This window comes from Undibacterium sp. GW821-FHT07F11 (assembly GCF_059418665.1).
The window spans coordinates 49,500-69,721 of sequence record NZ_JBWKQH010000009.1 but is presented as its reverse complement, the minus strand read 5'-3'; the positions used below and the strand labels follow the sequence as shown (position 1 = coordinate 69,721).

The 20,222-nt window shown below is 50.3% G+C and carries 18 protein-coding genes; 8 read left to right on the top strand and 10 right to left on the bottom strand.

The window, feature by feature from the left end; genetic code table 11:
* Nucleotides 1-61: 61 nt before the first annotated feature.
* From AC07OI_RS21670 to AC07OI_RS21660, 3 genes are all read right to left on the bottom strand, one after another.
* Nucleotides 62-1,039: a bifunctional riboflavin kinase/FAD synthetase gene (locus AC07OI_RS21670; RefSeq protein WP_495258676.1), complete on the bottom strand. Its 978-nt coding sequence runs from the start codon at nucleotides 1,037-1,039 to the stop codon at nucleotides 62-64.
* Nucleotides 1,040-1,177: 138 nt separating this feature from the next.
* Nucleotides 1,178-1,393, bottom strand: coding sequence for a hypothetical protein (locus AC07OI_RS21665; RefSeq protein ID WP_495258675.1), 216 nt, complete (start codon nucleotides 1,391-1,393; stop codon nucleotides 1,178-1,180).
* A gap of 68 nt (nucleotides 1,394-1,461) precedes the next feature.
* Nucleotides 1,462-2,610, bottom strand: coding sequence for a methyltransferase (locus AC07OI_RS21660; RefSeq protein WP_492708682.1), 1,149 nt, complete (start codon nucleotides 2,608-2,610; stop codon nucleotides 1,462-1,464).
* A gap of 213 nt (nucleotides 2,611-2,823) precedes the next feature.
* On the opposite strand from AC07OI_RS21660, the gene AC07OI_RS21655 reads away from it, so the two are divergent.
* The 8 genes from AC07OI_RS21655 (at nucleotide 2,824) to AC07OI_RS21620 (ending at nucleotide 11,923) form a co-directional block, all read left to right on the top strand.
* Nucleotides 2,824-4,611, top strand: coding sequence for a DUF885 domain-containing protein (locus AC07OI_RS21655; RefSeq protein ID WP_495258674.1), 1,788 nt, complete (start codon nucleotides 2,824-2,826; stop codon nucleotides 4,609-4,611).
* A gap of 15 nt (nucleotides 4,612-4,626) precedes the next feature.
* On the top strand, nucleotides 4,627-5,142 hold the full coding sequence (locus AC07OI_RS21650) for a protein-tyrosine phosphatase family protein (protein ID WP_495258673.1): 516 nt from the start codon (nucleotides 4,627-4,629) through the stop codon (nucleotides 5,140-5,142).
* Between the two features lie 517 nt (nucleotides 5,143-5,659).
* Nucleotides 5,660-8,458 carry an Ig-like domain-containing protein gene (locus AC07OI_RS21645; protein ID WP_495258672.1) on the top strand — a complete coding sequence of 933 codons (2,799 nt, stop codon included), beginning with the start codon at nucleotides 5,660-5,662 and terminating at the stop codon, nucleotides 8,456-8,458.
* A 181-nt stretch (nucleotides 8,459-8,639) separates the two neighbouring features.
* A complete protein-coding gene (locus tag AC07OI_RS21640; protein ID WP_492708690.1) occupies nucleotides 8,640-9,248 on the top strand; it encodes a glutathione S-transferase family protein in 609 nt (202 codons plus the stop codon).
* Between the two features lie 77 nt (nucleotides 9,249-9,325).
* Complete coding sequence (locus AC07OI_RS21635; RefSeq protein WP_492708692.1) at nucleotides 9,326-9,721, top strand: DUF6713 family protein; 396 nt, start codon at nucleotides 9,326-9,328, stop codon at nucleotides 9,719-9,721.
* A 26-nt stretch (nucleotides 9,722-9,747) separates the two neighbouring features.
* A complete protein-coding gene (locus tag AC07OI_RS21630; RefSeq protein ID WP_492708694.1) occupies nucleotides 9,748-10,311 on the top strand; it encodes a hypothetical protein in 564 nt (187 codons plus the stop codon).
* Between the two features lie 62 nt (nucleotides 10,312-10,373).
* Nucleotides 10,374-11,285 carry an ADP-ribosylglycohydrolase family protein gene (locus AC07OI_RS21625; protein ID WP_495258671.1) on the top strand — a complete coding sequence of 304 codons (912 nt, stop codon included), beginning with the start codon at nucleotides 10,374-10,376 and terminating at the stop codon, nucleotides 11,283-11,285.
* Complete coding sequence (locus AC07OI_RS21620) at nucleotides 11,282-11,923, top strand: alanyl-tRNA editing protein (protein ID WP_495258670.1); 642 nt, start codon at nucleotides 11,282-11,284, stop codon at nucleotides 11,921-11,923. Before AC07OI_RS21625 ends, AC07OI_RS21620 begins: the two co-directional genes overlap by 4 nt.
* Before the next feature lie 54 nt (nucleotides 11,924-11,977).
* Here the strand turns inward: AC07OI_RS21620 and AC07OI_RS21615 are convergent, their stop codons facing one another.
* The 7 genes from AC07OI_RS21615 to AC07OI_RS21585 all read right to left on the bottom strand — a co-directional run bounded on the left by AC07OI_RS21615 (nucleotide 11,978) and on the right by AC07OI_RS21585 (nucleotide 20,086).
* Complete coding sequence (locus tag AC07OI_RS21615; protein WP_495258669.1) at nucleotides 11,978-12,403, bottom strand: YidB family protein; 426 nt, start codon at nucleotides 12,401-12,403, stop codon at nucleotides 11,978-11,980.
* Between the two features lie 133 nt (nucleotides 12,404-12,536).
* Nucleotides 12,537-13,262, bottom strand: a complete 726-nt coding sequence (locus AC07OI_RS21610; protein WP_495258668.1) for a 16S rRNA (uracil(1498)-N(3))-methyltransferase — start codon at nucleotides 13,260-13,262, stop codon at nucleotides 12,537-12,539.
* Between the two features lie 35 nt (nucleotides 13,263-13,297).
* Nucleotides 13,298-13,705: a DUF350 domain-containing protein gene (locus AC07OI_RS21605; protein ID WP_492708703.1), complete on the bottom strand. Its 408-nt coding sequence runs from the start codon at nucleotides 13,703-13,705 to the stop codon at nucleotides 13,298-13,300.
* An 8-nt stretch (nucleotides 13,706-13,713) separates the two neighbouring features.
* Nucleotides 13,714-14,847 carry a glutathionylspermidine synthase family protein gene (locus AC07OI_RS21600; RefSeq protein WP_495258667.1) on the bottom strand — a complete coding sequence of 378 codons (1,134 nt, stop codon included), beginning with the start codon at nucleotides 14,845-14,847 and terminating at the stop codon, nucleotides 13,714-13,716.
* The gene (locus AC07OI_RS21595; protein WP_492708707.1) at nucleotides 14,847-15,335 is read right to left on the bottom strand and encodes a hypothetical protein; all 489 of its coding nucleotides are present in this window, start codon (nucleotides 15,333-15,335) and stop codon (nucleotides 14,847-14,849) included. The genes AC07OI_RS21600 and AC07OI_RS21595 overlap by 1 nt, the downstream gene beginning before the upstream one ends.
* A gap of 127 nt (nucleotides 15,336-15,462) precedes the next feature.
* Nucleotides 15,463-16,698, bottom strand: coding sequence for a polyamine aminopropyltransferase (gene speE / locus AC07OI_RS21590; protein ID WP_495258666.1), 1,236 nt, complete (start codon nucleotides 16,696-16,698; stop codon nucleotides 15,463-15,465).
* A 10-nt stretch (nucleotides 16,699-16,708) separates the two neighbouring features.
* The gene (locus AC07OI_RS21585) at nucleotides 16,709-20,086 is read right to left on the bottom strand and encodes a DEAD/DEAH box helicase (protein WP_495258665.1); all 3,378 of its coding nucleotides are present in this window, start codon (nucleotides 20,084-20,086) and stop codon (nucleotides 16,709-16,711) included.
* Nucleotides 20,087-20,222 lie beyond the last annotated feature (136 nt).

Sequence of the window (20,222 nt, the reverse complement as noted above, 5' to 3'; positions counted from 1 at the left end):
TATTTTTAAAATCGGGATGAAGTCACAAGCAATTAGAGCAAACTACAACAAGATGTGAGCTTCAAATTCGGTCAGTGGCAGAACGGGCAGGGCGGTGACTGTCGGCAAAATAGGCACGCGCCTGGTCAGCGTCCTTGTTGATGGCCGCAGTCAGGGTAGGCAAGTCGATGAATTTCTCTTCATCACGCAGCTTTTTCAAAAATTCTATCTGCACGACTTTGCCATAAGCATGGCCGCTGTAATCAAATACGTGGGTTTCCAGCAGCACGCGGCCACTGTCGTCGACAGTAGGGCGCACACCCAGGCTGGCAACGGCGGGCAAAGGCTGGTCTGCCAGGCCATGCACCTGCACGATGAAGATGCCATTCAGGGCAGGGCGGTGATGCGCGATACGCAGGTTCAGCGTAGGAAAGCCTATGGTGCGTCCCAGCTTCTGACCGTGCACCACATGGCCGGAAATACGGTATGGGTGGCCCAGCAAGGCTTCTGCTTCATCAAAATCGCCATTGGCAAGAGCAAGGCGTACCGCAGATGAAGAAATGCGCACGCCCTTGTTTTGTACTGAAGGCAGGGTTTCAACTGTAAAGCCAAAGCGCTGTCTCGCTTCAGTCAATGTAGCGATATCGCCAGCACGTTTTGCACCAAAGCGAAAATCTTCACCGACCATGACCCATTTGACGTGCAGGCCATCGACGAGCACTTTTTCTATGAAGTCTTGTGGCGACAGAGATGCGAAGTGGGCATTAAAATGTTCAACGATCACTCTGTCTACACCTGCAGCCTGCAGAGAAGCCATGTTGTCGCGCAAATTGGCGATGCGTGTGGGAGCTTTCGACAAGTCACCCTGCATCTGCGCAAAGAATGCACGCGGATGTGGTTCAAATGTCATTACGGCAGCTTCTATGCCAAGACGTGTGGCGGCATCCCGCAAACGGGCAAGCAAAGTCTGGTGACCCAGATGTACGCCGTCAAAGTTGCCTATCGCCAGCGCACAGGGTGCGCGGGAGGCTGCATTTGGAAGTCCGCGAAATACCTTCATTGTTTCCAGAAAACTGCTGCAAAGCCGTAGATTATAAATGCTTTCGTCTGGCTATAGACCTGACCTGAGGTGAAAATGCAAATTTCACAAGGGATTAATTCGTGAAATCATCCCATTTCTCAGCATTTAGCGTGTGAATCAATGATGATGTGACCACAAAACATCATTGGAACTCAGATAGGAGGCAACGGCTTCCTTGTTGCCAGTCGCATGTTTCATGATCTCGCCGCAGTTGCAAATGCCTTGGTAAGGCTGAATATGTGAGCAGGCAGAAACTTTTTGCAAGAAAACCTGAACGGATTTGCTGCAATTTTTGCATTTAAAGGTCAGGATGCGGGCGGGTTTGTTGATCATGATGCTAATTTTCTAAACGATTAATCAATTCTGCTAGTCAGTACTTTGGTATTCACTGACCACAAATACTATTTTAATTTCAAACGCCACAATGAAGTAACTTCTTTAACGCGCGCAGCATGCAAGGGATCGTTTTCATCGGTTGATTTTGGATGACGCGGCTTGATGTCCATCTTGCCAGCTACTGTCAGGCCACCTGCATCTATCCAGCCTTGCAACTCTGCGGCAGTACGCAGGCCCAGGTGTTCGGCAAAATCAGACATGACCAGCCAGGCTTCGCCCTGTGGTTCCAGGTGTTCTGCCACTCCAGCCAGAAAGCCGCGCAGCATGCGGCTGTCAGGATCATACACAGCATATTCTATTGGTGAGTTGGGGCGTGCCGGCAACCATGGCGGATTGCAAACTATCAGAGGTGCACGACCAGGCGGGAACAGGTCTGCCTGTACTAATTCAATTTGGCCGGACAAACCCAGTCTGTCTATGTTTTCGCGGGCACAGGCGAGGGCATGCAGGTCCTGGTCGGTAGCCACGATTTTTTTGACACCACGCTTGACCAGCAGGGCTGACAGTACACCCGTACCCACACCGATATCAAAAGCCAGTGTGGTTGATGGTAGCGGGGCTTTTGCCAGCAAGTCTATGTATTCACCACGTACAGGTGAGAACACGCCATAGTAAGGATGGATTTTTGCACCCAGAGCAGCGATCTCAACGCCATTCTTGCGCCATTCATGCGCACCGATCAAGCCCAGCAATTCACGCAAGGAAGCCACAAAGGCCGTGCTTGGTTCGCCATAGACTTCGCGGCAGGCTTGCGTTACATCCGGCGCACGACGCAGGGTGATACGGTAGTCAGCTTCAAAGGGTATCAAGACCATGGCCAGCACGCGTGCTCTTTGTGATTGTGCCTGGCGGTGCAGATTGAATGCTTCTTTTGCAGATTCGGGCACTTTGGCTTTTTTGCTGGCCCTGGCTGGCTTTTTATCGATACGGCGTGCCAGCGCCTGCAATAGTTGTTTGGCATTGTGATAGTCGCCACGCCACAGCAGGGCAGTACCTTCACAGGCCAGCTTATAGGCTGTTTCCACATTCATGCGGTCATCGGCAATCTGCACACGCTTGGGTGCTGGTGCACCACTCTCGGAATGCCAGCGGCATGAGCGCGCTTCGTCGTTTTCTGTCCAGTGCAATTGCAAAGCAGGGGTGGGGGTGTTCATATTTTTCTTTTTGTTGATGGTGCTGGGTTTGCCAGTAGCTGGCCAAGGCTGGAGTGTAACAAAGAATGCTGACCGGATGAGAGCTCTCTGAGGGTGCGCAAGGTTTTGCTCGTGAATTCCCTTATTTAGGGCAAAGTAAAAAATACAGCTGCCAGGCACAATCTTATGTTAACCTCATGCTTCTTAATATATTAAGCCTGTGAGACACCTACCATGCCAACTCCATTTCGTCCTGTTTTGCTAGTCACTTTGCTGTCTTCTTTTGTATTTGCTACCCCTTACAGCATGTCTGCTATCTCTGCGCCGGTAGCCGTCAGCAAGAAAGCTGATCAGGGTTTTGCCCAGGTAAAGACAGCCTTCCTCGCCGCTTTGTGGCAACAAGACCCGGACATGGCGATGGCGGCAGGTCGCTATCAGGATGCCAATAAACTGGTATTGCCAAATCAGGCTACCCGTGATGCCTATGTCGCTTTTGCCGATAACTGGCTGGCGCAATTGGGCAAGGTGGATGCCGATGCTTTGTCCGCAAAAGAGCAGACTGACCTGGCGTTGATACGCAACTACCTGAATGGTGCACGCTGGTATCTGACGCAATTTCGAGAATTTGAATGGAACCCTACCCAGCATAATATCGCGGGCAGTTTTGATGCCATCCTCAATACTGATTTTGCCCCAAAAGCGAAGAGAGTACTGGTAGCGATACAGCGCCTGCAAGCCGTGCCAGCATATTATGCGGCGGCCAAAGCCAGCATCAAAAACCCTACGCCTGAACATACCCGACTGGCGATCAAGCAAAGCGCCGGTGCCATCACAGTATTGGCAGGGCTGGAAAAAGCAGCCGCACAAGAGAAGCTCGCGGGCAAAGACAAGCAAGCGCTGGAAGACGGTTTAAAAAATGCACGTGCCGCCGTCAATGACTATGTGCAATTTCTTGAAGACCTGGAAAAGAAACTCGATCCGGCAACAGCCCGTACTTTCCGCATAGGCAAAGATTTGTATGAAGGTAAATTCACTGCAGATATCCAGTCCTCACTGACAGCAGAGCAAACTTACCAGCGTGCTTTGACCGCCAGGGACGAAGCGCACGACAATATGGAGAAACTGGCCGACCAGCTTTGGGATAAAACCATAGGTGCGCAAGCCAAGCCTGCTGATCGTGTCAAGAAGATTGCCATGGTGATCGACAAGTTGTCTGAAAAACATGTGGCAGCAAAAGACTTGTACCCTGAAATCCGTAAGCAATTGCCCCAGTTGGAGAAATGGATACGCGAACATGATCTGGTTAGCCTTGATCTGAAGAAGCCACTGGTCGTGCGCGAAACGCCAGAATATCAGCGCGGTGTCAGCCTTGCCTCTATCGAGGCGCCTGGCATCTTCAGGCCTAACGATAAAACCTATTATAACGTCACCCCTTTTGATGGCCAGCCTGCTGAACAAATTGAAAGCACGCTGCGTGAATACAATCACTGGGTCTTGCAGATATTGAATATCCACGAAGCTATTCCTGGTCATTACACGCAATTGCAACATGCAAATAAATCACCGTCAGTGATCAAGACCCTGTTCGGCAATGGAGCCATGATAGAAGGCTGGGCAGTCTACAGCGAACGCATGATGCTGGAGTCAGGCTATGGCGACAATACACCAGAGATGTGGCTCATGTATTACAAATGGAACTTGCGTGCGGTCTGCAATACCATCCTCGATTATCAAGTGCATGTGCTGGGCATGACCGAAGCAGAAGCCAAAGACTTCTTGATGAACCAGGCTTTCCAGACCAAGGCAGAAGCCGATGGCAAATGGTTGCGGGTGCAATACACATCTGTGCAACTTACCAGCTATTTCAGCGGATATAGCGAGATACTTGAATTCCGCGAGCAACTTAAAAAACAGCAGGGCGACAAGTTCAAACTCAAGCAATTCCATGAGCAATTCCTGAGCTATGGCAGTGCCCCTGTGGGGATGATCAAAAAGTTGATGTTGAAGGATGCCGCAAAATAAAAACTGACTTGTTTCGTGTTAAAAATTCTATCCATGCGCCCCGATATTTATAAAGTTACCCAGATTGGTAAAGGCTTTCTGGCAGTTATGGCTAAACCTGTTGCGGGCGAATGGATAGAAGATGAATTTCGCGGGATTGCGCAATTTGGTATCAACAGGCTGGTCTCGTTGCTAGAGACCCACGAAATACGCGACTTGGGTTTGCAGACTGCACCAGACTTATGTGTAGTAAATCAGATCGATTTTGTGCATTTTCCTATCAAGGACAGAGGCCTGCCATCTTCTTTTTCTGCCACGCAGAAATTGGTGACGCAATTGCATGATGATATTCTCAACGGAAGCAATACTGTCGTCCACTGCCGTGCGGGGATAGGGCGGACTGGCTTGCTTGCTTCAGCAATCCTGATCCGGCATGGACTGGATACCATCGCAGCGTTGGCCGCGGTCAGCAAAGCGCGCGGTATTACGGTTCCAGATACCGACGAACAAATTGATTGGCTGAAGAAACATCAGGCTGCGTTGCGTACCTGAATTTCAAATTTCTCCCGGATTTCTGTGCGTACATAGCTAAATATTTCCCTTTGGAAATTTAAGTTTCCCTTGAGAAAAACATTCGCTCGTCTGTTTTGGTGCGTCCACAAAAATTGTGGTGCAAAAGTCATAAAAATGCACAAAACAGATAAGCAAGAGTGGTTTTTTCACAAATTTGTTAAAAAAAGTCAAACCTTGGTAACAAAACTGACATGTGCGGATGTTAATCTAGTAATCGTTTGCGCAAACGATTGCTTAATATAACTGTCGTTAAATCTCGTTTCTTGAAAGCTGCAAACAGCATGGTGGTAAGAAGAATAGTAGAGCTGTACAAGAATGGCTGCTTACGGATATCTGAACAAAGGCTGAAGAAAAAGAAGCGAGAGAGGCGTGTTCCTGATGGAATGCGCGCAGGCAAAGTATGACTCTGCTTTGATGATTTCAACTGAATGAGGATATGTGTGAGACGGTCACATATATGAATATTAATGATTAATCATTCAGGGGGAATATTTTTATGCAAGGTCTACAAAAAGCCGGCAAGCTAAAAGTGCTGGCATTGCAACTCAGTCTTATTTTTACGGTCAGTTTTGCTGGCATGGAAGCTGCCTACGCATCCATCCCGGATCATCATGAGTTTGAGGCAAGCTTGCACGTGCCATATCGCTCTGATGCCAAAGCAGGTGCCGAATCCCGTTATTTCACGATGGAATTCGAATATCCCTATGTCACCAGAGAACAGACCATCACCTGGCGTCTGGAATTGCTGGGCGCAGACGGACGTGTAGTTGACCGCTGGTACGGCACAGAAAAACTGTTCAAGAAAACCATCACTGCGCAAATGTTCTGGAGTGGCCGCAGCCCAACCGGTGCGGCATTGAAGGACGGTGTCTATCAAGTCAGGCTGACAGCCAAGGCAACGGACACATCAGCCATGCAAGCTGCTCCTGCTGGTGACGTTGCCAGCACAGTCGAGCGTGCATTGGCAATTCATGATACAGAAATTATTACCCAATCCTGGCCGCTGCAAGTCGGTAAGCTGGCCGCGCCAAAAATGCCAAGCTTTGCTGCTTTGCCGACCAAGGCCAGCAAAGCCCTTGCTGCCTCATCCACTGCTGCTACCAAGGCAGTAGCAGGCATGGCGCCACCGCCGGCACCAGCAACAGGTTCACTGCCTTACACTATCTATTACGGCAACCTGCACAGCCAGACCAATCATAGTGATGGTGGTGGTGAGCTGACTTCATGTACCGGTGCGCAAAACCCGCAATCAGCTGCCTATGGCCCGACGGATGCATACCAGTATGCATTGAACAAAGGGCTGGATTTCCTGATGACGTCAGAACATAACCATATGTACGATGGCTCTGACGGCACCAACGCATCAGCTACTCCGGCTACTGCCAAAAACCTGTATCAATCTGGTCTTGCCGCTGCGAATAGCTTCAATTCCAGCCACGCCGGTTTCCTGGGCATTTATGGCCTGGAGTGGGGCGTCATCAATAATGGTGGCCATCTGAATATTTTCAATTCCAGTGAATTGTTGGGTTGGGAATACAACAGCAGCAGCCAGTTACTTGCCGATACGCTGACAACAAAAAATGATTATGCCGGGCTGTACACATTGATGCGTCAGCGTGGCTGGGTAGGGCAATTTAACCACCCTTCAAGCAGCGGACAGTTCCTGGTGGGTGGAACTGCATTCGGTTATACTGCAGATGGCGACCAGGCCATGGTTGCTTGCGAAGTCTTGAATACTTCCGCTTTCTCTACCAATACGACAGAGACAGAAACCAGTCGCAGCACATATGAAGGTGCTTGTAACAAGGCACTGGAAGCAGGCTTCCACATCGCTTTCACGACAGACCAGGATAACCACTGTGCCAACTGGGGGGCTTCTTATACCAATCGCACAGGTGTTTTATTGGCAAACGGTGCGGCATTAAATACCACGAATTTTGTGGATGCTTTAAAAGCCCGCCGCATCTTCGCTACCATGGACAAGAATTCGCAAATCATTTTGACTGCGAATGGTCACGTCATGGGCGAGCGTTTCACGAATAGTGGTGCCTTGACCCTGGTCAGCAATTTTGCCAACACCAGTGGCCGTACTGTTTCTACCGTGGTGATTTATGAAGGTGTACCAGGCCGCAATGGCACGGTGACACAGTTGTCGAATACAGCGACGACGACGATTACTCCGGCAGTGGGTGAGCATTTTTACTATGCAAAAATCACGCAGGATGACGGTAAAATCCTGTGGTCTGCACCGATCTGGGTTACGCAATCGAATAGTACAGATAGCACGCCACCTACGGTCAGTGCAGGTGAATCAGGCACCAGCGGCACTATCACACTGTCTGCCAATGCGACGGACAATGTCGGTGTCAGCAAGGTTGAGTTCTATGTTGACAATGCACTTAAAGGCACAGCCACCAGTACGCCTTACAGCATGACACTGAACTCTACGAGCCTGACCAACGCCAGCCATAGCCTGGTCGCCAAGGCTTATGATGCTGCCAACAATGTTGGTACTTCATCGGCAATCAGCTTCACCATCAATAACCCTGTCAGTGATACAACTGCACCTACCGTGTCGGCCAGTGAAAGTGGTACTAGCGGTAACATTACTCTGTCAGCTACAGCGACAGATAATGTAGGCGTCACTAAAGTTGAGTTTTATGTTGACGGTACATTGAAGGCAACCAGCACAACTTCACCGTATTCAGCGACGTTGAATTCAACGACCTTGTCGAATGGTACGCATAGTCTGGTTGCCAAAGCCTATGATGCTGCCAATAATATTGGTACTTCTTCTACCGTGAGTTTTACTGTCAATAACAGTACCTCTACACAGTTGATTACCAATGGCGGCTTCGAGAGTGGCGCCAGTTCATGGACTGCCAGTTCAGGTGTCATCAGCAACAGCGGATCAGAAGTCTCACGTACAGGTAGTTATAAGGCCTGGCTCAATGGCTACGGCAGTGCCCACACTGACACCCTGTATCAACAAGTGACTATCCCTGCTGCTGCCACATCCGCCAGCCTGAGTTTCTGGTTGAAGATCAGTTCAGCTGAGACTACTACGACACAGGCTTACGATACTCTGAAACTGCAAATACAAAACAGCAGTGGCACGGTACTGGCAACCCTGGCGACTTATTCGAACCTGAACAAGGGTACGACCTACCTCAACAAAACCTTTGATCTGAGCAGTTATAAAGGCCAGACCATACGTGTGTATTTTGTTGGTGTTGAAGGTAGTGTGACGGCGACATCTTTCCTGATTGATGATATATCGCTGATTGCGCAATAAGTGGCTGTCAGCTGGCTCAGTAGTAGAAAAAACCGCCGAGTCCGGCGGTTTTTTTATGGTGTTTTTGTTTGCTCCGGATTTGTTGAACTACTCAGGATAAGCGGCAAATAGCGCAGTGATAATCGGCTTTGGTAATTCGGGGTAAGATATGCCATCTTGCCAATGAATGCTGGGGATCAAAATGAAGATCAGGTTTTATCATGCACCAGATGCCAATTGCTGCGAACGCTTGTTGTGGATACTCGACTACAAAAAAGTCGATTATGAACGTATTGATGTTGGCCTGGGCGATGTTGGTGAGCAAGTCAGATTGCTGAGCCCCTTTGCCCGCGTACCCTTGATGGAAGTTGATGGTGTCGCCTTGAGCGAATCCATGGCCATGGCTGAATTTATCGAAGAAATCGCCCCCAATCCACCTTTGCAATATACAGAGGCCTTCGCCCGTGCTCAGGTGCGTGAGATTTGCGAAGCGGTTAACTCATCCATACATCCGCAACAAAACGGTAGTACCGTGCGTTTTTTTCATCCCGACTGGAGCAGGGAGCAGATGCGACCAGTACGGGCAAAGTGGTTGTCGATGAATCTGCAAAAACTGCAGTCACGCTTGTGGCAGGGAAGTCAGTTTGCAGTTGGTGCGCAATTCACGCAGGCGGATATTTTCGTCGCCATCATCTATCGCAAAGCAGTGGACCTTGGGGTGGCAATCAGTGATTTGCCTGACTATGAGCAATACTGGCAATTTTTGATGACGCATGAGGCTATACGTTCTAGCTGCCCGGTTGCATCTTGAAGACGATAGTTCTTCACGACTAGTGAACGCTTCATTTATGCCAAGCTATTGGTCATTTATCTTGTAGCAAAATATTCTTGAAAATACTAACAATGCTACTACCTCCCCGTTTGCAAGCCCTTTTTTTGCTGAATGCAACAATATTGATAACCCATCAGATTGATGCTGCTTTCTGGCAAGAATGGGAACTCTTCCATATTCCCGGAGGAAATCAGATCAATCTGTTACTGAACTTACCAATTATCGCCCTGGTCTTGTTTGCACAAGGGCAGGTGACGGCGAATACAAAAAACGCACTGGGCAATTACAAATTGGTAGCATTTTTGGGATTGCTCACTGCTGGAATTCATTCTGCATTCTTTGTTGCTGGCAGTGAATCGTTCATGCAACCAGCGTCCATTGCCTTGTTAATCGCGACGACTCTGGCCTCAAGCATGCAACTTTTCCTGCTTCGCAATATTGCTCACGAATAGCCTTCACCTTTATTCCCGATACATTCATGCATAAATTTATACTCTCCCTGCTGTTTTTTTGTGTCGGTAGTGTATCCGCTGCAGTACATAACGACGCCATCAATATCAGTTTTCCAGATCAACTGGCAGGTTTCAGATTTGCCGAGGCCTCCACATTCCCTGTCAAGGAACTAGGCGACTATATCGCCTACAGACGTAGCGATCCTATACTGGTCTCGATTTATATTTACACAGCAGGCATTTCTCCCATCCCAGCCAGTATAGATGCACCAGTAGTAAAGCAGCATTTTAGTCAGATCATTGCCGAAGCAAAGGGAATGGAAGCCTCAGGCCAAGCGCGTTCTGTCAATTTGACTACTGGCTCTCAGCAAAATACCCGTTATTTCAGTTGTGGGCCACAATTCATCTGGCGAGAATTTGAATTTGAAAATTCAGTCGGCATGAATACCTCGTACACTTATTTGACTACGATGAAAAACAATTTCGTCAAACTGCGTATCACTCATCAAAAAGGCAACGCCCAGGCACGGAGCGAAGCTGAAATTTTCATCGGTGAAATCAGAAAATTGCTGGGTAATTGTAAAGATTGAAATTTCAATCAAGGACCTTTGCTGATCGTGATTTGAATAGGAAAATGAGAGATATGCCTGGTATGAATACTCCACTGGAACGTGCATTGATATCACTAGATGGATTATCTATCGGTGACGCTTTTGGCCAATGTTTTTTTCAAGAAGAAAACAAGTTGCTACTCAATGGTAATGGGCAACTACCAGAGGCACCTTGGCATTTTACTGACGACACAGAAATGACACTGTCCATCATCGCAGTTCTACGCAGCCGTGGTGAAATACATCAAGACACACTGGCAAAAAGTTTTGCCAGGCACTATAGCTATGACCGCGCCTATGGCCCGTCCATGCATAGAGCCCTTGCACGTATTGATGCAGGTGAAGCATGGCAGGAGGTGGTTGCCAGTGCTTTTGAGGGGCAGGGATCTTACGGCAACGGTGCTGCCATGCGGGTTGCGCCACTTGGGGCTTATTTCGCCGATGATCTGGGTTTGCTAATGAGGCAGGCAAGTTTGTCCGCCGAAGTGACACACGGGCATCCAGAAGGAATAGCGGGAGCCGTCGCAGTTGCATTGGCTGCCGCCCAGGCTTGCCTTTACCGAGATGCGGGAACAAGACCCAAGCATGCAGAATTTTTGGGAAAAATTATTGACTTGTTACCGCAAAGTGAAGTCCGCTCCAAACTGGTTCGTGCTCAGTCCATGACAACAGTAGGGTCCATGGACTTTCCAGTTTCTGTTTTGGGCAATGGTAATAATATGTCGGCGCAAGACACTGTGCCACTGGCCTTGTGGTGCTGCGGACAGGCATTGGAAGATTTCGAGATGGCGATGTGGCTAACCGTCCGTGCAGGTGGAGACCGGGATACTTTGTGTGCGATAGTTGGCGGTATTGTTGCCTCTTTTGTTGGTGATGAAGGTATTCCAGACAATTGGAGATCCAAGCGTGAAGCTTTGCCAGTATGGCATCTTGAATCTGGAGGTGCAAATTGACAAAGAAGAGTTTTTGGGACGATCCTTATAAAACCAGTTTGCAAAAACAAGTCAGCAAAGTGGATGGTAATGATATTTATCTCGCATCGACGATTTTCTTTGCCTTCTCTGGTGGACAGGAAAGTGATGAGGGTACGATAGCAGGGCATGCTGTAGTTACTGCGCGCAAGGAAGGACTGGAGTTGGTCTACACCCTGGCAGAAGGTCATGATTTGCAGTCTGGGCAGGAAGTCGAAGTCTGTATAGACTGGGACAGGCGTTATCGCCTCATGCGCCTGCATTTTGCGGCTGAACTGGTGCTGGAATTATTTTATAAATCGCTGCCGGGTGTGGGCAAGGCTGGTGCGCATATTGCTGCGGACAAGGCACGCATAGACTTTGTCTGGCATGAAAGTATCGCGCCCTTGCTGCCTGCTTATACGCAAGAAGTGCAGGCCATTATTGATGCCAATCTAGACATCAGGTGCGCTTTTGAAGATGAAGCTACAGAAAGACGCTATTGGGAAATCGCTGGGTTTTCCCGCGTGCCCTGTGGTGGCACGCATGTCAAACGTACTGGAGAGTTGGGGCAGATAAAATTGAAGCGTAACAATATAGGGCGGGGTAAGGAGAGGGTGGAGATTTACCTTGTGCCATAAAAAAACAGAGGCAGGAAAGTCTGCCGCTGTTTTTTACTGGCAAATTGTTGATGCTTACTTGCCGAACAGGGATGAAAACTGTTGCAACACCGCTGCCGGGTTGATATTGCCAGCTTCGGGCACTTGCCCATGTGGTGTCAGGTGATCAATGATGCCAGGCAAAAATTCAGCCAGATGGTTTGCTGCGCCTTCTTGCGAAATGCCAGCGGCATCCGCCAGTTGCTGCAATTGACCGCCACTTAAGGCTTGCTGGATTTGTGCGGCAGAGATGGGCATATTTTGTCCCGTGCCTACCCATGATTGCACAATGTCAGCCAGGCCTGCCTGATGAAAGGCGCTGATCAGGGCTTGCAAACCACCGACGCCGCCAGGTTGTCTGTCACCCAGCATGGCAACCACTGCCTGCATCAATCCCACCTTGCTGTCATTGTCCTGGTTCATGCCGCCGAGCATGCCTAATGCACTATCGAGTAATCCCATGATTTTCCTTTTTGAATTGGTAAAGTGCCGCAAGTGTAAAGCTGAGTATCGGCAGGAATTGTGAACTCTGTATGAAATTTGACAATTTTTTACGGCGATGGAAATTTTCTTCAGGAATTTTCTTCAAGTATGTCTACATACCACCCCATGCTGCATTCAATACTGCAATCGCAGCAAGCCCTGCAGTCTCAGTGCGCAATATACGCGGGCCCATCGATAGCGCCAGCACACCGTGTTTGATGGCGAGACTTTCTTCTTCATCAGAATAACCACCCTCAGGCCCGATCATCAGGCTGACAGCTTGTGCAGGATGATGACGTGACCAGTCTGCCAGTGATTGTTCTGCGCGTGGAGTCAGCAATATTCTCTGATGCATATCTTGCTGGCTCAGCCATTGGTTGAAATTCATCAGCGGTGCCAGGTGGGCGAGGCGGTTGCGACCACATTGTTCGGCGGCTGCCACGATGATGCCTTGCCAGTGCGCCTGCTTTTTCTCGGCGCGCTCTGCTGATAAACGAACCACGCAACGCTGTGCTGCCAGAGGCTGTATGGCACTGACACCCAGCTCCATGGCTTTTTCTATGATCCAGTCCATTTTCGAAGCTTCTGGCAAGGCTTGCACCAGATTCAGCGAATAAGGTAATTCACATTCTTCTGGCAAAAATACTTTGACTTCTGCCCTTACGTTTTTCTTTGCCACCTGGGTCAAGGTGGCAACATAGCAACCCCCTTCACCATTGAATATGCTGATGTTGTCGCCCACGTTCTGGCGCAACACAAAAACATGGTGTGCGACTTCATCGGGAAGCTCGATGGTGGCCCCTATACTTAAAGGGAGAGGGCAGTAAAAACGTGGCATTCAATTCTCTGTATTCAAAAGCAAAATCATTAATTTTAATAGGTCATGCAGGCGGCGTTAAGCATGCCCAGGCCCAGACTCAAGGCACCAAGGAAGATGCCAGAGGCAATTTTATTGCCGGGTATGTCAGAGACTATGCCGGGTATCAGCAAACGGGCAATGCCAAAGGCCAGCAATTGTATGATCAGGGCAATCACTCCCCAGAAACACATGTCGATCAGGCTGACACTGTTGGCAATGGCCGATGCCAGGGCAGTGCAATAACCGAGCACGGCGCCAGACAGGCTGGCCGCCGCAGCAATATTGCCTTCGCGTATCAGGGCAATTTCACGGTAAGGTGTGATGCGTATATATACAGTCACAAACACAGCCAGCAAGACAAAAGCAGCGGCAATATGGCTGAAGAAGGCTAGCAGACCGTGTGCCAGTAATTGTTCACTCATGGGTTATCCTATTCTACAAAATAATGGGGAATGAAACGGCTGGTGTTTTTGGTGATCAGTGTTTCGTCTTCGCGTATGCCTATGCCGGCTGGTTCATCACCCACTATCCATGCACCGATGGATGTGTAAGCCGGTGTGATGCCATCATCAAATTTTGGTTGCGGTGCATAAGCCTGGTAGATATAGCCTTCTTCACCATATTCACCACCAGTATGCATGACTTCACCATTGGCATAGATGGAAATGTTTTCCCCCTCGCGTGAATACAAAGGCTTTTTCACATGGTTGCCGCTGATACGCCAGGCATCGAAGTAGGCGGGCAAGAGATTGGGATGATTCGGGAACAGTTCCCACAATATTGGCAGTATTGCCTTGTTCGACAAGATCATTTTCCAGGCGGGCTCTATGATGCGCATGGGGCGCTTGAGCAAGTGATTGGAGAAGTCTTCGCGGCACAGCCATTCCCATGGGTAGAGCTTGAACAGGTTATCGATACGGCTGTCGAGATCATCGACGAATACGCCTTCGTCCTCATCCCAGCCCAGGGATTCTATAGCGCATTGTTTGGTGGCAAAGCCAGCCTGTATGGCTGTGTCGCGCAGGTAAGAGAGATTGCCTTCATCTTCTTCATTGCCGCCTGCACAGGCAAAGTGCAACAGGCCCTTGCCAGGGAATTTTTTCCACTGGTCTATGAGTTTTTCATGCAGAGAGTTGAATTGATCCGCATCAGGAAAAACGTCCTGCAACCAATACCATTGGGCGACACTGGATTCGACCAGGCCGGTGGGCGTGTCGGCATTGTATTCCAGCATCTTCGGTGCGCCTGTGCCATCCCAGCTCAGGTCAAAACGGCCATACAAAGAAAATTCCTTCGCACGCCAGCTGTCTTCGACTTGCGACCAGAATGCCTGGGGAATGGCAAATTTTTCTTGCATGCCGTGTTTGACGACATGATCAACGGCTTGCAGAGACATTTGGTGCAAGTCCAGGCTGGCTTGTTCCAGTGTGTCTATCTGGGCGGCAGTAAAATGATAGGCATAGCGTTCATCCCAGTACAAGCCATCAATAGAATGATAGCTAAAACCCAGGGATTCAAATTGCTGTTGCCAGCCTGTACGTGGTGTTAATGAAGTACGTATCATTAACCGCCCCCGCTATGGCCATGTGAAGTGCCACCAAAACCACCACGGCTGACACTGCTGCGGCTGGTAGTTGTGCTGCGACTGATGGCATGGTCACTACCGGAGTTGCTGACCCCAAAATTTCTTTGCACGGTATCACGATAACCGGGCGAGTAATAGGGGCCGAAAAAGCTGTGGGAATAGCCACTGTAGTGGCTGCCACTGGTGCCGGTGTAGCTGCTGCCCGTAGATGTGGCGGGCATGCTGGCGGCATTAAGGTCAGTGCTGGAGGCCACAGTTTCGCAAGCCGTACCGTCACCCCAGTCCTTGCGGCAATCTTCCAGGCTCTTATATTGATCGCGTATGGATGTCAGCTCCTGGCCGCCACTATTGTCAGTACTATCGCTGCTGACGCTGCATGCGGTCAGGGCAGCACTGGTTACTAGCATTAGCGGCAGAGTGCGGCTGACCCTGCGTTTGCCATGTTGTTTGGTTTTTCCGGCACTCACGGTTTCTCCTGTTTTTCCCATTTTTGGTGTTCAGAACGTGTTTGCGATCTGTAGCTTAACGTACATGAGCATTTTGAGCAGCGCATGAGCTCCGATCACGCCCGGGCAGTAGGATCGCAAACACGTTCTAAGGCATCAGGTCTTTCACATAATTGGGTAAGGCAAATAATGCCTGATGCACCTCGCCATTGTAATACTTTAGCAATGGCAAACCACGGTGTTTAATCTGAAGATTTACCGTTGACGGGCTTAGCGATAGTGGGTTGCCATGCTTGCTGGCAATAGCCATGCCCCATAAGGCTCCATACAAGGGGATGAATACTGTATATGGATGTAGTTGCGGAAATATATTGCTTAGTTTCTGCAAGGTGTCCGCAAAGCGTTGCGGATGATAGTAGGGGCTGCCCAAATGCAGTACCAGCATGCCTTGCGCTGTTAGCCTTTGCGCACAAGCCCGGAAAAATTCCTCGGTCATGCAGGTGGCTGCCAGTGAGCTACCATTCGGGCTGAGCGGGTCGGTCAGGTCCAGCAGTATCAGGTCAAATTGTTCTGTACTGTTATGGACGTAGGCAAAGCCATCTTCATAGCGGTGTTGTATTTTTGGGTCATCCAGCGCGCCGCGATGAATGTTGCCCAGGTACTGGCGTGCCATCTTGACGACTTCTTCATCAATTTCACACAGGGTGATGCTGTTGATACTGGGGTGTTTCAGTAATTCTTCGCAAGACCCACCGTCGCCGCCACCGATGATGAGGGCGCTACGTGGTTCTGGATGAATCATGGCCGCAGGGTGTACCAGGCATTCATGATAAAAGAATTCATCTTTTTCTGAAGTCATCATGGCACCGTCTATGCGCATGACCCTGCCAAAATCTGTGGTGTCGGCGATCTCAATATCCTGCATGGTGCTGCGCTGGCGTGCCAACACCTGATTGATACGGGTGGCAGCAAAGCTGTCTGCTGTCAGGGCTTCAAACGCCATGGCCGGGCTATGTTCACCGCGTTGCAATTCCTGGCGAGAGACCTGACGTGGCTGAAAAAGGGTAATCAGTGTGTCAACAATTTGCCTCGCCTTGCTGCCATTGTCATGATTGAAGTTGCAGACATAGACGTCCAGCGTCACCGCGTTGCGTTCTGGCCAGGTATGGATGGCGACATGTGACTCTGCCAGCAACAAGGCACCGGTGACGCCAGCCGGGCTGCCATCTTCATGAGTGAAGGAGTGAAATTTTTCCCCGACGATGGTCAAGCCGGCAGCGATGGTGATCTTGCTCAGGCAGAGACGCAGGCTTTCCGGGCTGACGAAATATTCTGGCGCTGCTTCACAGTCAAAGCAGTCGGCGGTCAGGTGTAAGCCTTCCATAAGTCTTTCTTTAGTTCAATGGTTCAAAAATGCCCTGCAAGTCTTCTGCAGTCAGTTGCACACTGCCGATTTCGCCCTGGTCAAGTATGGCACGTGCCAGGTCTGATTTCTTGATCTGCATTTCCTGTATCTTTTCTTCCAGCGTGCCCTTGGCAATCAGGCGATAGACAAATACTGGCTTGTCTTGGCCTATGCGCCAGGCGCGGTCGGTAGCCTGGTTTTCTGCTGCCGGGTTCCACCATGGGTCATAGTGAATGACGGTGTCGGCTGCAGTCAAATTCAGACCCACGCCGCCAGCTTTCAAACTGATCAGGAATAGGGGGATATCACCTTCCTGGAAGCGGCGTACCACTTCACCCCGGTGCTCAGTGTCGCCTGTCAGTATGGCAAAGCGCAATTGTTTTTCAGTCAGCGCTTCGGCGATCAGGGCCAGCATGCTGGTGAATTGTGAAAACACCAGAATCTTGCGACCTTCGGCCAGCAGCTCGTCTATCATGGCCAGCAATTCCTCCAGCTTGGCAGACGGTGGCATCTTATCCTTGCCATCTTTGGTAGATTTGACGGCTTTAGCACCGGTAATCTTGACCAGTCGCGGGTCGCAGCATACCTGGCGTAGTTTCAGTAGTGCGTCAAGAATGACGATCTGGCTGCGTGCCACACCTTTTTTGGCGATTTCTTCGCGGACTTTTTCATCCATGGCCAGGCGCACGGTTTCATACAGGTCTCTTTGCGCGCCGCTGAGTTCTATGTGGCGCAAGACCTCGGTCTTGGCTGGCAATTCCGTTGCCACCTTGTCCTTGGTACGGCGCAATAAAAAGGGCTTGATGCGACGCGTCAGCAAGGCGTGGCGCTGGCTGTCACCGAGTTTTTCTATGGGGTGCTGGAAGTCCTTGGTAAATGACTTGATATCACCCAGCAGGCCCGGCATGAGAAAGTTGAATTGCGACCACAGTTCGCCAAGATGATTTTGCAGCGGCGTACCAGTCAGGCACAGGCGGTGGTTGGCCTGCAACAGGCTGGCAGTCTGGCTGGCCTTGGCCTGGGCATTCTTGATGTATTGCGCTTCATCAAGTATCAGCAAATGGTAGCGATGCTGGCGCAGGGCTTCTTCATCGCGTGGCAGCAGGGCGTAAGTAGTCAGCACCAGGTCTACCTGGGGGATTTGCTCAAACAGCTTGCTGCGGTCTTTGCCCTGCAAGACCAGCACACGCAGATCAGGCGTGAAGCGTTGGGCTTCGCTGGCCCAGTTGTCCATCAGGCTGGTGGGGGCAACCACCAGTGCTGGCTGGGTCAAGCGGCCAGCTTCTTTTTCCATGAGGATATGGGTCAGGGTTTGTATGGTCTTGCCCAGGCCCATGTCGTCCGCGAGGATGCCGGCAAGCTGGTATTCGCGCAAAAACTGCATCCATGCCACGCCTTCTTTTTGGTAGTCGCGCAGGCTGGCCTGCAAACCAGCAGGGGGTGTGATGCTGCTGATGCCACCAAATTCTGCCAGGTGCTTGCCAAAGCTTTGCTGGCGTTCGCCACCTATCCAGCGCAAGTGGGTCGTAGCAGACAATTCTGCCAGGCGTGCTGCATCCAGCGTGGGCAGGCGCAGCCTGTCGCCTTGCTGTTCATTGAAATACAACTCACCCAGGATCAGCAGGATAGGCTTGATGCGCGCATAGGGCAGGGCGACGCGGGTATTGTCCGGCAGGGCCAATAAGACTTGTTCGTCATCGGCTCGCTGGTTGACTTGTTGCAGGCTAAAGTCTTGCGGTGCCTGGCGTATCAGGCTGACCAGTAAGGGTAGCAGTGAAATCTTTGCCTGGTTAACGACGATGCCCAGTTCCAGCTCAAACCAGACGGATTGCTGGTTATCTTCATCAACCTCGGCATACCAGTCTTCCACTTCCTGCAGGTTGTAGCGATAATCATTTTGCTGGCGTATATCCCATCCCTGGCTGATCAGCTCAGGCAAGTCTCTTGTTGCAAAATTGAGCCAGGCATTCTGGTCCGGCAGGCAGAGCAATAGCTCTCTTTCATGACCTGCTACCGGCTGAGCTTGAAAGCCTAATCCTTGCAGGGTTTGCCTGGCGCTTTGCTCGGCAGGCAGGTCCCTGAGTATTTTTTCCAGGCCGTGCTGCCCACGACGCAGCAAGTGATCGCCTGGCTGTTCTGATTCAGCTACTGCATCTTCATAAGCAAACCTGAGCAGAGCGTAATCAGTGCATGCGCTGGATGTCGTCAGACTATTCAGTTCCAGCACCGGGCGCATGCGTATATCTGCACGCAGTTGTGCTTCCAGTTTTGCCGGCAAGGGGATCAGGTTTTGCAAGCCCATGTCCAGCAGACGGTTGGCCATTGCCTGTCGGGTTTTTGCCCGGCCAACAGCCAGGAGTGGCGCTTCCTGCACCAGGTTGATCAGGGCAGGCAAGGGGAACTTGCTGGTCGCTGCTACATGCAGTTCGCCACAGCTATCTTGCCCTATCAGCCAGGGCGGCTCGGTGGGCAGGATATATGGCGGGGCAGGGGCATCCTCTTCGTTGCTATCGAGTTGCCAGCGCAGGCGCAGGTAGTCATTTTCTTCTTGCCAGTCCAGGTGTGCCTGTTGCAATGGGTGGTAGGCCAGTCTGGATAAATGGTTTTGTTTATTGTCGGTATTGAGCCAATACAGTTTGCCAGCCTTGGCGACACGTTCCAGCAATACCGCACCCATCCTGCCCTTGGGAGAATAATGCGAGTAATAAAACGAATTCATGGTGCACATATTGAACAGCGCCAGCAATTCGTAATCCGCTTCCTGCAAAAAACTGGCTGACTTCATCATGTCGCGCACTGCCAGTGACAGCTTGGTGTATTTCAGCTCGCCCTTGGCATTCTGCTTGGCCTTGCCGGGTATCAAGCGCACTTCCTTGCTGCCAGATACTGTGGACAGGCTGAAAATCAGCATGCCATCTTCCAGTTCGTCTTTGGCAAATTCTGTGTCGGCTACTGGGACTGGGGTAGATGATTCATGCGTAGCAAATTCCAGCTCACGCAGCCATTTCTGTTCATTGAAACCCAGTGCGGCATCATTGCCGTCACCATGGCCGGGCAGGGCATGGGCTTTGTTGTGATGGTCGAGGATATTCAATAAAACTGCCGCCACATGTTTGCAATTGTATTCAACCGGGCAACTACAGGAGCCATTTACGGCTTCCAGTTTGCCGTTTTCAAACACCAGCTCTATCTCTTGAGTATAAATATTGCGGCCACTGCCCTGAACTTCGCTCTCGACAAAGTCATTGTCAAAACTCCAACCCCTGACCTTGTTTTCTGTTGCATAACTGATACCGCGTATGAACACCTCATGAGGAAATTGCCGGGCAAGATCGTCGAGGGAGAAGTGACGTTTTTTTGATGACATGCGTAAGCTTTATATGTAAACCCAGTGATTTTACAGTTTAAAAGGGCAAGATTGCGCTTCTGAAGCGTCGCAATTGTAGTATGGACCTCATGCTCTGGTAAAATATCGGGTTTTCGCGGGGAGAGTTTCACGTCCC